We start from the raw sequence: 14,092 nt of genomic DNA, 5'->3' as shown, positions 1-14,092 counted from the left end.
GCACGTCCAGTGCGAATTTCTTGGAGTTTGCTGAGATGGCGCGACCCAAGCAGGCTTTGCTGACCCGTGAACGGATCGTCACGGCGGCATCCGCCCTGGTTGATGCCGAGGGGCTGGAGGCGCTGTCGACGCGTCGGCTCGCCACCGAGCTCGGCGTGCAGGGGCCGTCGCTCTACAACCACTTCGCCACGAAGGCCGAGATCGTCGACGCCGTCGCCGACGCGGTGGTCGAGCAGGTCGACCTCTCCGTCTTCGGCCGGCTCGTGTGGCACGAGGCGTTGCGGGCGTGGGCGAAGTCGTACCACGCGGCGCTGGCCGCCCACCCCAACGTCGTGCCCGTGCTCGCCACCGGCCCGGGTCGCCGTCCCGCCTCGCTGGCCATGGCCGAGGCGGTGTTCGGGGCGCTGGTCGACGCCGGCTGGCCGCCCGCGCGCGCCACCCACATCGGCGCGCTCATGCGTTACCTGGTGACCGGCTCGGCGCTCGGCTCGTTCGCGCTGGGCTTCGATATCGACCCCGCCCTGTACGACCAGTACCCGCATCTGCACCGCGCGCCGCTGCTGGCGGCGCATCATGAGGCCGTGGACGAAGGCGCCTTCGAGCTGGGCCTCGACCTGATGATCAGTGGCCTGATGGCCCGCCAAGAGATTGGGATCCGACGATGACGTCGCTCGACCGTCCGCATCTTTTCATCGGTGGGGAGTGGGTGCCGCCCGCCTCGACCGAGACCATCCCGGTGGAGAACCCCGCGACCGAGGAGATCATCGCGCACGTGCCGGCCGGCACCGCCGAGGATGTCGACCGCGCGGTTGCCGCCGCGACGGCCGCTTTCGAGGGCTGGGCCGGTCTGACGATGGCTGAGCGCGGCGCGGTGCTCGATCGGCTGCACGGCGCGCTCACCGCGCGGGCGGGCGACGTCGCGAAGACGGTCGGGCTCGAACTGGGAACGCCGCTCAAGGTCGCCAAGAATGTGCAGGCGGGGCTTCCGCTCACGGTCCTGCGAGGATATGCCGACTTGGCCGCCCGGTCGGAAGTATCCGAAAAAATTGGAAATTCCCTGATCGAGCACGAGCCCATCGGGGTCGTCGGCGCCATCACGCCGTGGAACTACCCGCTGCACCAGGTCGTCGCCAAGGTGGCCGCGGCGATGGCGGCCGGCTGCACGGTCGTGCTCAAACCGAGCGAGCTGACCCCGCTGGTGGCGTACCTGCTGTTCGACGCGGCCGCGGAGGCCGGCGTGCCGGCCGGGGTGCTCAACCTGGTGACCGGGACAGGGCCGGTGGTGGGCGCGGCCATCGCCGGTCATCCGGGCGTCGACATGGTCTCGTTCACCGGCTCGACCGCGACCGGCCGGGCGATCTCGCACGCCGCGGCCGACCGCATCGCCCGGGTCGCGCTGGAGCTGGGCGGCAAATCGGCCAACGTGATCCTCGAGGACGCCGACGTGGTCAAGGCGGTCAAGGTCGGCGTGGGCAACGCGTTCCTCAACTCCGGGCAGACCTGCACGGCCTGGACCCGCATGCTGGTGCATCGCTCGCTCTACGACGAGGCGGTCTCGCTGGCCGCCAAGACCGCTGCCGGCTACACCGTGGGCGACCCCTTCGACGAGGCGACCCGGCTCGGACCCCTGGTCTCCGGCGCTCAGAAGGAGAGAGTCGGCGGCTTCGTCGAGCGCGCCGCCGCTCGCCTGGTCGCGGGTGGCCCGGACGCGCCGCTTCCGGACCAGGGGCACTTCGTGGCGCCGACCGTCTTCGCCGACGTCGACCCGGACAGCGAGCTCGCCCAGGAGGAGATCTTCGGCCCGGTGCTGTCGATCATCCCGTTCGGCGACGACGACGAGGCCGTGGCGATCGCGAACAACTCGCGGTACGGCCTGGCCGGCGGGGTCTGGGGGTCGGACGAGCGGGCGCTCGCGGTGGCCCGGCGGATGCGCACCGGCGCGGTCGACATCAACGGCGGCGCCTTCAACCCGCTCGCCCCGTTCGGCGGGTACAAGCAGTCGGGCGTCGGACGCGAGCTGGGCGAGTACGGTCTTGCTGAGTTCCGTCAGGTGAAGGCGATTCAAAGATGACGACTTACTTCAATGGCGTGGTAGTTCGTTCGTCCGGGGAGCGGCCCGCGGTGGCCGAGCTGCGGCTGCCCGAGATCGGCCCCGGCCAGGTGCGCGTACGGGTGCGCGCCGCCGGCGTCTGCCACTCCGATCTGTCCATGATCAATGGCACCCTGCGCGCCCCGTACCCCCTGGTGCTGGGCCATGAGGCGGCCGGCGAGGTGATCGAGGCCGGCGACCACGTGACTCGCGCGGCGGTCGGCGACCACGTGGTGCTCAACTGGCAGCCGCCCTGCCGGAGCTGCTGGTTCTGCGCGCGCGGCGAGCCCTGGCTCTGCTCGACCTCGTCGGGCATCGCGGCCCTCGAGAACGGCATCACCCTCGACGGCGGGCCGGTGCACGTGGCGCTCGGCCTCGGCGCGTTCGCCACCCAGGTGGTCGCCCCCGAGAACGCGGTGATCCGGGTTCCCGCCGAGCTCGGCTTCGACCGCGCGGCCCTGCTCGGCTGCGGCGTGCTGACCGGCGTCGGCGCGGTCCGCAACACGGCCCAGGTCGCCGCGGGCGAGTCGGTCGTGGTGATCGGGCTCGGCGGCGTGGGCCTGTCGGTGGTCGCGGCCGCCCGCGCGGCGGGCGCCGCCGACGTGATCGCCGTGGACGTCACCGAGGCCAAGAAGGGACTGGCCGAGGCGGCCGGCGCCACCGACTTCGTGGTCTCCTCGGACACGCTGTCCAAGGAGATCCGGGTGCGTACCTCGGGCCGCGGCGCCGACCACGCCATCGAGTGCGTCGGACGGGCCGCCACGATCCGCGCGGCCTGGCGGTCCACCCGCCGCGGCGGCAAGGTGACGGTCGTGGGCATGGGCAGCAACGAAGACATGGTGCAGCTGTCCGCATTGGACATCTTCTCCTCGGCCCGCACGCTGCGCTCCTCGGTGTACGGCGGCGCCGACTTCGACGCCGAGATCCCGCGGCTCGCCGCCGACGTGCTCTCCGGCACGCTCGCGGTCGACCACCTGATCTCCGACCGGATAGGCCTGGCCGACGTCCCCGCGGCGTTCGACCGCATGTCCCGGGGCGAGGGTGCCCGGTCGGTGGTCCTGGTGTGATCGTGTAAGAGTGTCCGGATGCGACCGGAACCCGGCCAGGTGCTGCATTTCTCCGAGGACCCGACGCTCACGCGCTTCGCCCCGCACGTGGCCGCCACGTCCGGCACGGACACGCCGTACGTGTGGGCCGTGGATTGGCGCAACGCGCCGAGCTATTGGTTTCCCCGGCAATGCCCGCGCGCGATGGCGTGGGTGGGCGACGGCACCACCGACGCCGACCGCGACCGCATCATCGGCGCCGGCTGCGGCGAGCGTGTGCACGCCATCGAGTACGCCTGGCTCCCAGCCATGCGGTCGGCGAAGCTGTACGCCTACCGCTTCTCCGACGCCGCATTCCGCCACGTGTCGTCACCGGGCGCCCAGCCACACGCCCTGGTGGCGACCAAGGTGGTCACGCCGCTGGGCCCACCCGAGCCGGTCGGCGACCTGCTCGCGTGCCACGCCGCGGCCGGCATCCAGCTGCGCCTGCTCTCCAACCTGTGGTCGTTCTGGGACGAGGTCATCGAGAGCACGGCCGGCTTCAGCGGCATCCGCCTGCGCATCGCCCAGCCGCGCCCGCCGGCCAACGGGTAGCCGCGCCCGCCGGCCAACGGGTAGCCGCGCCCGCCGGCCGACGGGTAGCCGCGCCCGCCGGCCGACGGGTAGCCGCGCTCGCCGGCCGACGGGTAGCCGCGGCCGTCAGCCGACGGGTAGCCGCAGGCCGAGCAGCCCGCCCAGCTCGGCCAGCGCCAGCAGGTTCAGTCCGGTCGGCTCGGCGTGGCGGGTGGCGATCAGGCCCGGCCGGCGCTCCTCGGGCGCCGCCGCCCGGACGACCGCGCCCGAGGTGAGCACGAACGCGGTGTCGGTGAAGCCGTCGCCCAGGCGAACCGTGCTGCCGGCGATGAGCCGCCAGCCGTACGAGATCTGGGCGAAGACACGCCCCTCGGCGATCTCGAAGGGTGGCGCGAGCCCCTGCGCCGCGGCCCGCGAGGCGAACCACCGCCCGATCGTTCCCGAGTCCCACGGCACCCACTGCGCGCCCGGCGGAAGGACCGCCTCCAGCGGCTCCCAGTAGCTCATCCCGGGCAGGAACGGCAGGAACGGGCAGACCCGGTAGAGCGCCGCGTAGATGTCGTCGCCGGGCTCCTTCTCCAGGACCATCGCGGCCTGGAGCAGCCGTTCGTGCGGATCGGGCGTCCGCGCGATCAGCCCGAGCAGACGCTCCCGGTCTTCGGCGTCGGGCGGCGCCATCGTGGCGGAGCAGTCGGCGCAGATCTGGTGGCCGGCCGGCTGGCACTCGGGGCACCGGTAACGCCGGCAGTGCCCGCACACCGTGACGGCGAACTTGCCGCACGGGCAGGTGGCGATCGGCTCGACCGCGTCGTCGTAGTAGAGCTCGCCGTGCGGGTAGGACGTCGGCACGGCCTGAACCATGCCGCCCGGCCCGACCGGCCGCGGCGCGAGAATCGTCACCAGCGCCATGCAGCGGTAGAGGCCGGGGAGGACCCGTTGACGAGGTTCGGCCGGGTGACCCAGCGAGCATCCCACCCGCCCATGCTAGATCGTCCTAAGTGGCCGCCGGCGCCAGCAGGGCGGCGATGGTGCGGGCCAGTGCGGCCCGGGAGGCCGCCACCGACAGGTTCATCGCCTCGCGCCACGTGGACCAGGTCGGCCACATGCTGACCGCCGCCAGCGCGTTCAGCAGCTCGTCGTTGCCGTCGACCTCGGGGGCGAACACCACCGCGATCTCGTCGCGGACCCGGGCCACGTGCAGCCGGCGGTAATGCTGGAGCGTCTCGGAGAACGGCTCCTTCATCGCCGACGCCTTGGCGTTCGGGGCGATCAGCTCCAGCAGCTTGGCGCGCTGCTTGGCGTACGCCTCGATGCGCTCCGGCAGGGGCAGCTTCGCCGAGATCGGGCGGTGGGCGGCGTCGCGGATCTCGAGGACCCGCTGGCCGCTCGCCGCGAACAGGGCCTCCATGTCGGCGAAGTGGCTCCACAGGGCGCGCAGCGAGACGCCGGCCTGTTTGGCGATCTTTTCGGCCGTCGGGCGCAGGTCGCCCTCGCGGATCAGCTGGAGGTGGGCGTCGACGATGGCGGTGCGGGTGCGCTCCGAGCGGGCCGTGCGGCCGTCGACGCGCTGCGGCGAAGTGCTCACCGGTCGCTCCGGTAGCGGTTCAATTCCCGGTGGGCCAGCGACCGCTTGTGCACCTCGTCGGGGCCGTCGGCCAGACGCAGGGTGCGCGCGGCGGTCCAGAGCGCGGCGAGTGGCGTGTCCTGGCTGACGCCGGCCGCGCCGTACGCCTGAATGGCCTTGTCAATGATCCACTCGACCGTCGACGGTACCGTGATCTTGATGGCCTGGATCTCGGTGTGCGCGCCCTTGTTGCCGACCGTGTCCATCAGCCAGGCGGCCTTGAGCACGAGCAACCGGGCCTGCTCGATGCGCACCCGCGACTCGGCGATCCAGTCCTGCACCACGCCCTGCTCGGCGAGCGGCCGTCCGAACGGGGTGCGGGCGAGCGCCCGCGTGCACATGAGCTCGAGCGCACGCTCGCCCATGCCGATCAAGCGCATGCAATGGTGGATGCGGCCGGGGCCGAGGCGCGCCTGCGAGATCGCGAAGCCGCTCCCGGGAGAGCCGATCAAATTCGAGGCAGGCACGCGTACGTTGTCGAAGACCACCTCGGCATGCCCGCCGTGATCGCCGTCGGTGTAGCCGAAGACCCGCATGCCCCGCTTGACCTGCACCCCAGGGGTGTCGCGCGGCACGAGCACCATGCTCTGCTGCACATGCCGGGCGGCCGCGGGGTCGGTCTTGCCCATCACGATGAAGATCTTGCAGTTCGGGTTCATCGCGCCGGTGATGAAGAACTTGTGCCCGTTGATGACGTACTCGTCGCCGTCGAGCTCGATGCGGGTGCCGATGTTCGTGGCGTCGGAGGAGGCCACGCCCGGCTCGGTCATCGCGAACGCCGACCGGATGCTCCCGTCGAGCAGCGGCGCGAGCCACTCCCGCTGCTGGTCGGGGGAGCCGAACTCGGCGAGCACCTCCATGTTCCCGGTGTCGGGCGCGGCGCAGTTCAGCGCGCCCGGCGCCAGCGCGGGGCTGCGGCCGGTGATCTCGGCGAGCGGCGCGTACTGGAGGTTGGTGAGGCCGGCGCCGTGCTCGCCGGGCAGGAACAGGTTCCACAGGCCGGCGTCGCGGGCCTTCGCCTGCAGCTCCGCCAGCACCGGCGGCGGCCCCCAGCCCTCGTGCGCGCCGAGAGACGGCTCGGCCGGGTAGACGTGCTCGTCCATGAAGGACTGCAGCCGCTTGCGGTAGTCCTCGGTTTTCGCGTCGAAGCCGAACTCCATCAGTTCCCCTCCAGCGCCTCGTGGCCGCGCATCACCAGCGGGCCTACCAGGTTGCCGATAGTCTCGAAGCCCGCACCGACCGTCTGGCCCTGAACGTAGCGGTAATGCACGCCCTCGAGGATCACCGCGAGCTTGAATGCGGCGAAGGCCACGTACCAGTGCAGGTCGCTCACGTCGCGGCCGCTGCGCTCGGCGTAGCGGGCGCTCATCTCGCGCAGCGAGGGATGCCCGGCGACCTCGAGCGGCACGGTCGCGCGGCCCCCGCTGACCTGCAGGGGCAGGCCGGCGTAGGTGAGCATCAGGGCCACGTCGCTGAGCGGGTCGCCGAGCGTGGACATCTCCCAGTCGAGCACCGCGTTGATCTGCAGCTCGGGGCCGATCAGCACGTTGTCGAGCCGGTAGTCGCCGTGCACGACGGCGCCGGGGCCGCCGGCCGGGATGCCGACGGCCAGCCGGGCGTGCAGCTCCTCGATGCCGGCCACGTCACGGCTGCGGGAGGCGTCCAGCTGCTTCTTCCAGCGGCGGACCTGGCGCTCGTTGAAACCCTCGGGCCGGCCGAAGTCGGCGAGGCCGATCGCGGCCGGGTCGAGCGCGTGCAGGTCGGCGAGCGTGTCCACGAGGTCGAGCGTCAGCTTGTTGAAGGCCGGCGCGCCCAGCGCTTCCAGGTCGACGGAGTCGCGATAGATCCGCCCGTCGACGTGCTCCATCATGTAGAACGGCGCGCCAATAACCGAAATATCGGTGCAAAGCACGACGGGGCGCGGCGCCGGGAACCCGGCCTTCGACAGGGCCTCCAGCACCCGATGCTCCCGGACCATGTCGTGCGCGGTCGGCAGGACATGCCCGAGCGGGGGACGGCGAAGCACCCACCGTCGCTCGCCGTCGGTGATCGCATACGTGAGATTCGAGCGGCCCCCGGCGAACATCTGGCCGGTCAGCGGGCGCGACGAGCCGAGAAAGGACTGCAGCTGGTCGAGATCGAGGCCCTTCACGCGCGATCACCCTCGAACGCCCGCTGAATCTTGTTCATCCCGCCGAGCCAGCGATCGGTGTCGGTGGCCCGCAGCCGGTAGTACTCGGCCACCTCGGGGTGCGGCAGGATCAGGAAGCTCTCGCCCTCGATCGCCTTGGCGGCGACCTCGGCCACCTCGGCCGGCTCCAGCGCGCCCTCGGCCAGCAGCCGGGCACTCGCGCTGTCGCGCTCGTTGCCGCGGGTGAGCATGTCGGTGCGCACGCCCTGCGGGCACAGCGCCTGCACGATCAAACCCCGATGCGCGTACGTGGCGCGCAGCCACTCGGCGTACGCCAGGGCGCCGTGCTTCGTCACCGCGTAGGTGGCGCTGCCCAGGATCGAGAGCAGCCCCGCCGCGCTGACCGTCACCAACAGCCGCTTCGGCTCGCCCTGGTCGAGCCAGCGGGGCAGAAGGTGGCGGGTGACGTAAACATGGGACAAGACGTTGACCGAGAAGTCCCGCTGCCACGCCTCGTCGGGGGTGTTCTCGTCGCCGGCCGTGAGCACGCCGGCGTTCGAGCAGAAGAGATCGATGCCGCCGAGCGAAGCCCACGCCGTCTCGATCAGGCGACGGGTGTCGTCCTCGTTCGCGGCGTCGGCGGGCACGGCCAGCCCGCCGATCTCGCCGGCGACCGCTTCCGCCGTGGCCGCGTCGAGATCGCTCACGACCACCGAGGCGCCGTCGGCGGCGAACCGGCGGGCCAGCGCCGCCCCGATGCCGCCGCCGGCGCCGGTGACCACGACCCGCCTCACTGCACCGACCCGGTCAGCGTGACGCCGCCGTCGATGACGACGGTCTGGCCGGTGATCCAGGCGGCGTCCGGACCGCAGAGGAACGCGACCGCGCCGGCCACGTCCTCGGGCACGCCGAGGCGGCCCAGCGGGTAGGTGGCCGCCACCTGCTCCTCGCGGCCCTCGTAGAGAGCGGTCGCGAACTTCGTCTTGACCACGGCCGGGGCGACCGCGTTGACCCGCACCTTCGGCGCCAGCTCGACGGCCAGCTCCTCGGTGAGGTGGATCAGCGCGGCCTTGGTCACCCCGTAGAACGCGATTCCCGGCGCCGGGCGCACGCCGGAGACCGAGGAGATGTTGACGATGGCGCCGCCCTCGGACAGACCGCCGCGCAGCGCCTCCTGCACCCAGCCGAGGGTGCCGAGCACGTTCACGTCGATCATCTTGCGGGCGGCGCCCAGGTCGAGCGTGCCGAGCGGGCCGTACGCCGGGTTGATCCCGATGTTGTTGACCAGCGTGGTGATCGGGCCGAACTGGCCGAGCACCGTGTCGATCACGGCGGCCCGGTGGTCGGTGTCATCGCCCTTGCCGGGGATGCCGATCGCCACCTCGGGGCCGCCGAGATCCAGCGCGGCCTGCGCGAGCGCCTCCGCGTTGCGCCCGGTGATGGCGACCTTGTAGCCCTCGGCAACGAAGCGTTGCGCGATGGCGAAGCCGATTCCCCTGCTGGCTCCGGTCACGATCGCCACTTGGTCCGCCATCGCCGCTCCTCTGCTCGAGAACTGCTGGAAAACGTTTGACCCTGACGCTACTGCGCCGCGGGAATGCCATTCTGCGGAGGCGTGCTCGCCGCACCCGAGTACGCGGTGACGGCGCCATCCTTGTCATCGGTCGTGAACGGCGTACCGAAGTAGGTCGCCTTGCCGCCGGTGAGCTTGGTCAGCTGCTCACCCGCGTACCCTGAATGATCTTGCGCCGAGAAGCGCACGGGCACCAGCCCGGGCCCGGTGAATCCGCCCTTCTGCACGGCTTCGGTCAGCTTGTCCCTGGTGAGGTCTTTGCCGGTGGCCTGCAGCGCCTGGACGAACAGGTAGCCGACGGACATGCCGTACACGACGTTGTTGTCGAACTCGGCGTTCCCGTTGTATTGGCTGTTGACCTTCTTGTAAAGCTGGATCCACGGGTTGGCATCGTCGGTCGCCAGTGGCAGGTAGTTGGCCGCCACCACGCCCTCGAGCAGCGGCGCCGCGGCCCCCAGCGTCTTGCTCACCGTGGTCGGGTCGGAGCCGACGTTGCTGACCACGAACTGCGGCTTGAAGCCGATCTTCGCGGCCGTGCCGATCGACAGCGCGGTGAAGCCGGGAATCGTGGCGAGCATGACGACGTCGCAGGCCGCGGCCTTGAGCGCGCCCATCTGCGGGCCGACGTTGGGGCTGCTGGTCACGTAGTTCTGCTTGGCCGTGACCGGTCCAAGGATCTTCTCGATGCCGGCGAGGCTGTCCTTGCCGAAGTCGTCGTCCTGGCCGAGGAAGCAGACCTTCTTGCCCGGGTAGGTCTCCTTGACGTACGAGGCCAGGATCTTGCCCTCGACGGTGTAGTCGGGGTTGAAGCCGAACGTGCCCGGATACTTGTCCGGCTGGTTCCAGCTGCGGCTGCCGCTGGCCACGAAGAGGTCGGGCACCCGGTTGGTCTTGAGGAAGTCGAGCACGCCGGTGTGCGTCGGCGTGCCGAGGCCGTTGAGGATCGCGAACACTTTGTCTTGCAGCACGAGCTGGCGGACGACCTGCTGGGTGTTGGACGGGTTGTAGCCGTCATCCATGATCTTGTATGTGATCTTGCGGCCGTGCACGCCGCCGTTCGCGTTGACGTAGTCGAAGTAGGCCTTCGTGGCCGGGGCGATCGACGAGTATCCGGCCGCGGCCGGGCCGGTGAGTGGCTGATGCGTGCCGACCACGATCTCGGTGTCGGTCACGCCGGGGGTATCGCTGCTTCCACCACTGCTATTGCCGTTTCCGTTGCTGCAGCCTGCGGCCAGCAGCAGCGCGGCGAGGACGGTCGCGGTGCGTTTCCCCGTCCGACCGCCCCGCCACCACCCTTGAGACGACTGAAGACTCATTTCTTGGCCTTTCTGCTTACGGTTTCTTCGGGGATTTGTTTCGTCGGGATGCGGAGATTCGTCGTGGGATGCGGAGCGAGGCCAGTCCGCCGGGGGCGGCGAGCATGACGAGGACGAGGACGACGCCGAAGACGGTGAGCGCGAGGTTGCCCTCGAGGTGCTGCGAGCCCGCGTCCTCGGCGATCGATTGGGCCGCCGACGGCAGCGCCACCAGCAGGAACGCGCCGATCAGCGCACCGGTGAGCCGGCCCAGCCCGCCGATCACGATCGCCATCACCAGGAACAGCGAGAGCGTGAGCGGGAAGGCGCCGGGAGAGACGCTCTGCGCGAGCACCGCGAAGAGGGCGCCGGCGAGACCGGCGCAGGCCGCGGAGATGACAAAGGCCAAGACCTGGGTACGGGCGACGCCGACGCCCGCGAGCTTGGCGGCGGTCTCGTCGTCGCGCACCGCGCGCATGTCGCGGCCGAAGCGACCCCTGATCACGTACGCGAGGAGCAGCACCGTCAGCAGCGCGGCGGCCCAGCAGATCCAGGCCTGCCACTGCTCGACCGGGATCACGCCGGGTGGCGGATCGAGGGGCACGGAGAGTCCCTGGTCGCTGTTGAACGTCTCGTCGAACGTGCTCGTGATGCTCGGGACGACCACGGCGACCGCGAGGGTGAGCCCGGCCAGGTAGGGGCCGCGCAGCCGGGCCGCGGCCAGGCCGATCACCGCGCCTACCGCGGTGGTCGTCAGCACCGCTGCTGCTATTCCCGGCAGCAGCAGGTTGAACTTGTCCTGCCAGAGCGCCAGCGTGTACGCGCCGGTCGCCATCAGGGCGCCGTGGCCGAGGCTGAGCTGGCCGTTGAGTCCGGTGAGGACGGTCAGGCCCGCGGTCACGCAGAGGTACGCGCCGATCGTCGCCAGCTGGTAGTTCCGGAACGGCGGCAGGACGTAGGTGAGGCCCACGATCGCGGCCGCGCCGACCACGACGACCAGCAGCGGGACGAGCATGCTCTGCGCCGATCTCTGCCTGTTTTTCGGCTTTACCGCGCGCTGCGCCACGATTGTCATGCGGTCCTCGCCTTCGCCCTCGAGAACAGGCCGTCCGGCCGGCCCAGCAGCACCACCACGAGCAGGATCAGCACGGCGATCGGAGCGACGGTGGCGCCGAGATAGCCGCTGACGTACGCGAGCAGCAGGCCCACCACCAGCCCGCCGACCACCGCGCCGACCGGGCTGTCCAGGCCGCCCAGCACCGCGGCGGTGAAGGCCGAGATGAACAGCACGTCCATCGCGTTCGGGTTCAGGCCCAGCTCGGTGGGGATGACCAGCATCCCGGCGAGGGAGCCGACCGCGGCTGCCAGCGCCCAGCCGAGCGTGAGCATCCCGCCCACCGGCACGCCGAGCAGCCTCGACACGTCCGGCGCGAAGGCCGCCGCCCGCATGCGCAGGCCGGTCGACGTACGCGTGAAAAGAAGCGTGAGAATGACGACCACCGCGCCCACCGCGGCGAAGACGAACAGGTCGTAGCGGGAGAGGATCGCGACTCCGCCGATCTGGAAGGCGTCGCGGCTGAACGGCGCCTCGGCGGGGCGGAAGTTGTTGCCGTAGATCATGCCGAGCACGCCCTGGATGATCAGCACGAGACCGAGCGCCACGACCACGCCGTTGAGCGGCGACGAGTGGTCGACGAAGCGCATCACCACCCGCTCGACCGCCGCGCCGATGACCAGGCCGCCGATGATGGCGACCGCGAACCCGAGCCAGTAGGAGCCGGTCGTGTTGGTCACCGAATAGCCGGCGTACGCGGTGGCGACCGCCATCGCGCCCTGGGCGAAGTTCACGATCCGCGCGGCCCGCCAGATCAGCACCAGGGCCAGCGCGAACGCCGCGTAGACCGCGCCGCGGCTGAGTCCGTCGAAGGTCAGGTAAAGGAATCGGTCCATGTCAGAACCCCAGGTAGGCGTGCCGGAGATCGGCGTCGTCGGCGAGCGTGCCGGCCTTCTGCCTGGCGGCGACCCGGCCCAGGTTCAGCACCACCCCCTCGTCGGCGATGGAGAGCGCGCTGCGCACGTTCTGCTCGACCAGCAGCACGGACAGGCCGGTGCGGTCGCGCAGGTCGCGCAGCAGCCCCATGATCAGTGCGGTGATCTTGGGAGCGAGGCCGAGCGACGGCTCGTCGAGCAACAGCAGGCGTGGCTTCGCGACCAGCGCCCGGCCGATCGCGAGCATCTGCCGCTCGCCGCCCGAGAGCTGATGTCCCAAGTGGCTCCGCCGGTTGGCGAGCGCCGGGAACAGCTCGTAGACCTCGTCCAACTTTGGCTTTTCCTTACGCCACAGGCCGCCCAGCCGGAGGTTTTCCTCGACGGTCAGCTCGGTGACCACGCCCCGGCCCTCGGGGACGTGCGCGATGCCGTGCCGGACCATCCGCTCGACCTTCACGCTCTTCAGGTCGATGCCGTCGAACCTGGTGCTGCCGGCCGTGACGGGCAGTGTGTTGGAGATGGCCCGCAACAAGGTGGTCTTGCCGGCGCCGTTCGCACCGAGGACGGCGACGATCTGGCCCTCCCCGACGCTCAGATCGACCTCGTGCAGGACGGGGGCGGCGCCGTAGCCGGCGGTCAGACTCGTTATCTCCAACAGCGCTGTCACGCGGCCGCTCCCAGGTAGGCTTCGGCAACCTTGGGATCCGTGCGGATCTCGCCGGGGGAGCCGAGGGCGATCGGCTTGCCGAAGTCGAGCACGAGGATCTCGTCGCAGACCGACATGACCAGGTCCATGTGGTGCTCGACCAGCAGGACCGTGGTGTCGGCCTCGCGGATCAGGTCGGCCAGCCAGCCGATCTCATCGGTGCCGAGGCCGCCGGCCGGCTCGTCGAGCATGAGGATCCGGGGCTTCGCGGCCAGGGCGCGGGCCAGCTCGACCCGCTTGCGCTTGGCGTAGGGAAGCATGCCCGGGTACGCCCGCGCCTGGTCGGCGACGCCGCAGCGCTCCAGCGCGGCATAGGCGTCCTGCTGGTTCTTCAGGCCGACCTGGACGTTCTCCAGGACCGTCATGCCACCGAACTGGCCGACGCCCTGGAGAGTGCGGGCGATGCCGTGGCGGCGGAGGTGATGCGGCCGGGGTCGCCACGGGCGGCCGTCGAGGGTGATCGCCCCCGCCTGCGGCGCGACGAAACCGCAGATCACATTGAAGAGCGTCGTCTTGCCGGCGCCGTTGGGGCCGATGATGCCGACGACCTTCTTGGGTGGGACTCGCAGCGAGACATCGTCGAGAGCGAGTAGGCCGCCGAAGCGGACGGTTATGTGATGAAGGGAAAGTCCCTGGTCATCGCGCGTTGACATGGTCACCTCGGGCTCGGACCGGTGGATGTCCTGTGTGGAGCGAGAAGGCTTGCGAAGGTCAACTTTTTACACTTGGAGTGTAACTTTCTCGGCCGCCGCGTCAATGGCTCTGTTTGACTGCCGTTCATTTGTTAGCGGGGCGATATATCGATGCGCCGGATCGGCGGTGACGCGGCTCGGTCGCCCGCCCGGGCGCGCGCCGATCTGCCGCCGCCTGGCGGCGGGTGTACCGCTCGTCGCGGCGGTGGCGGCATCGCTGGGGCGCGGCCGCGCCTTGCTCCACGCCTCGCTTCTCTTCGCGTCGCACTGCCTCGCGCGCACTGCCTCGCGCGCACTGCCTCGCGCGCACTGCCTCGCGCGCACTGCCTCGCGCGCACTGCCTCGCGCGCACTGCCTCGCGCGCACTGCCTCGC

General features: G+C 70.8%; 15 protein-coding genes. 4 read left to right on the top strand and 11 right to left on the bottom strand.

All coding sequences use genetic code 11. The annotated features are described in order from the left end of the window. Positions 1-35: 35 nt before the first annotated feature. From ACIA5D_RS04215 to ACIA5D_RS04200, 4 genes are read left to right on the top strand one after another with little or no spacing between them, the layout of a single operon-like run. Positions 36-665 (top strand): TetR/AcrR family transcriptional regulator C-terminal domain-containing protein, encoded by a 630-nt coding sequence (locus ACIA5D_RS04215; protein WP_396028347.1) that lies wholly within the window; start codon positions 36-38, stop codon positions 663-665. Beyond that, positions 662-2,071, top strand: coding sequence for an aldehyde dehydrogenase family protein (locus ACIA5D_RS04210; RefSeq protein ID WP_396028346.1), 1,410 nt, complete (start codon positions 662-664; stop codon positions 2,069-2,071). The genes ACIA5D_RS04215 and ACIA5D_RS04210 overlap by 4 nt, the downstream gene beginning before the upstream one ends. After that, on the top strand, positions 2,068-3,156 hold the full coding sequence (locus ACIA5D_RS04205) for an alcohol dehydrogenase catalytic domain-containing protein (protein WP_396028345.1): 1,089 nt from the start codon (positions 2,068-2,070) through the stop codon (positions 3,154-3,156). The genes ACIA5D_RS04210 and ACIA5D_RS04205 overlap by 4 nt, the downstream gene beginning before the upstream one ends. 18 nt (positions 3,157-3,174) lie before the next feature. After that, on the top strand, positions 3,175-3,729 hold the full coding sequence (locus ACIA5D_RS04200; RefSeq protein ID WP_396028344.1) for a DUF6886 family protein: 555 nt from the start codon (positions 3,175-3,177) through the stop codon (positions 3,727-3,729). Between the two features lie 105 nt (positions 3,730-3,834). Here the strand turns inward: ACIA5D_RS04200 and ACIA5D_RS04195 are convergent, their stop codons facing one another. From ACIA5D_RS04195 to ACIA5D_RS04145, 11 genes are read right to left on the bottom strand one after another with little or no spacing between them, the layout of a single operon-like run. Beyond that, the gene (locus ACIA5D_RS04195; protein ID WP_396028343.1) at positions 3,835-4,683 is read right to left on the bottom strand and encodes a hypothetical protein; all 849 of its coding nucleotides are present in this window, start codon (positions 4,681-4,683) and stop codon (positions 3,835-3,837) included. Positions 4,684-4,702: 19 nt separating this feature from the next. Further along, the gene (locus tag ACIA5D_RS04190) at positions 4,703-5,293 is read right to left on the bottom strand and encodes a TetR/AcrR family transcriptional regulator (RefSeq protein ID WP_396028342.1); all 591 of its coding nucleotides are present in this window, start codon (positions 5,291-5,293) and stop codon (positions 4,703-4,705) included. Then, positions 5,290-6,492 (bottom strand): acyl-CoA dehydrogenase family protein, encoded by a 1,203-nt coding sequence (locus ACIA5D_RS04185; RefSeq protein WP_396028341.1) that lies wholly within the window; start codon positions 6,490-6,492, stop codon positions 5,290-5,292. The genes ACIA5D_RS04190 and ACIA5D_RS04185 overlap by 4 nt, the downstream gene beginning before the upstream one ends. Continuing rightward, positions 6,492-7,484 carry a phosphotransferase family protein gene (locus ACIA5D_RS04180; RefSeq protein WP_396028340.1) on the bottom strand — a complete coding sequence of 331 codons (993 nt, stop codon included), beginning with the start codon at positions 7,482-7,484 and terminating at the stop codon, positions 6,492-6,494. Before ACIA5D_RS04180 ends, ACIA5D_RS04185 begins: the two co-directional genes overlap by 1 nt. Further along, positions 7,481-8,257 (bottom strand): SDR family oxidoreductase, encoded by a 777-nt coding sequence (locus ACIA5D_RS04175; RefSeq protein WP_396028339.1) that lies wholly within the window; start codon positions 8,255-8,257, stop codon positions 7,481-7,483. The genes ACIA5D_RS04180 and ACIA5D_RS04175 overlap by 4 nt, the downstream gene beginning before the upstream one ends. After that, on the bottom strand, positions 8,254-8,997 hold the full coding sequence (locus tag ACIA5D_RS04170; RefSeq protein ID WP_396028338.1) for an SDR family oxidoreductase: 744 nt from the start codon (positions 8,995-8,997) through the stop codon (positions 8,254-8,256). The genes ACIA5D_RS04175 and ACIA5D_RS04170 overlap by 4 nt, the downstream gene beginning before the upstream one ends. A gap of 47 nt (positions 8,998-9,044) precedes the next feature. Continuing rightward, positions 9,045-10,352: an ABC transporter substrate-binding protein gene (locus ACIA5D_RS04165; protein ID WP_396028337.1), complete on the bottom strand. Its 1,308-nt coding sequence runs from the start codon at positions 10,350-10,352 to the stop codon at positions 9,045-9,047. Between the two features lie 16 nt (positions 10,353-10,368). After that, complete coding sequence (locus tag ACIA5D_RS04160; protein ID WP_396028336.1) at positions 10,369-11,346, bottom strand: branched-chain amino acid ABC transporter permease; 978 nt, start codon at positions 11,344-11,346, stop codon at positions 10,369-10,371. A gap of 56 nt (positions 11,347-11,402) precedes the next feature. Beyond that, complete coding sequence (locus ACIA5D_RS04155; protein WP_396028335.1) at positions 11,403-12,281, bottom strand: branched-chain amino acid ABC transporter permease; 879 nt, start codon at positions 12,279-12,281, stop codon at positions 11,403-11,405. Between the two features lies 1 nt (position 12,282). Beyond that, the gene (locus ACIA5D_RS04150) at positions 12,283-12,987 is read right to left on the bottom strand and encodes an ABC transporter ATP-binding protein (protein WP_396028334.1); all 705 of its coding nucleotides are present in this window, start codon (positions 12,985-12,987) and stop codon (positions 12,283-12,285) included. Further along, positions 12,984-13,679: an ABC transporter ATP-binding protein gene (locus tag ACIA5D_RS04145; RefSeq protein ID WP_396028333.1), complete on the bottom strand. Its 696-nt coding sequence runs from the start codon at positions 13,677-13,679 to the stop codon at positions 12,984-12,986. Before ACIA5D_RS04145 ends, ACIA5D_RS04150 begins: the two co-directional genes overlap by 4 nt. Between the last annotated feature and the right edge of the window lie 413 nt (positions 13,680-14,092).

The organism is Actinoplanes sp. NPDC051513 (genome assembly GCF_044454685.1).
Classification (GTDB): domain Bacteria; phylum Actinomycetota; class Actinomycetes; order Mycobacteriales; family Micromonosporaceae; genus Actinoplanes.
The sequence above is the reverse complement of the archived record's forward strand: the minus strand, read 5'-3'. Positions and strand labels throughout refer to the sequence as shown.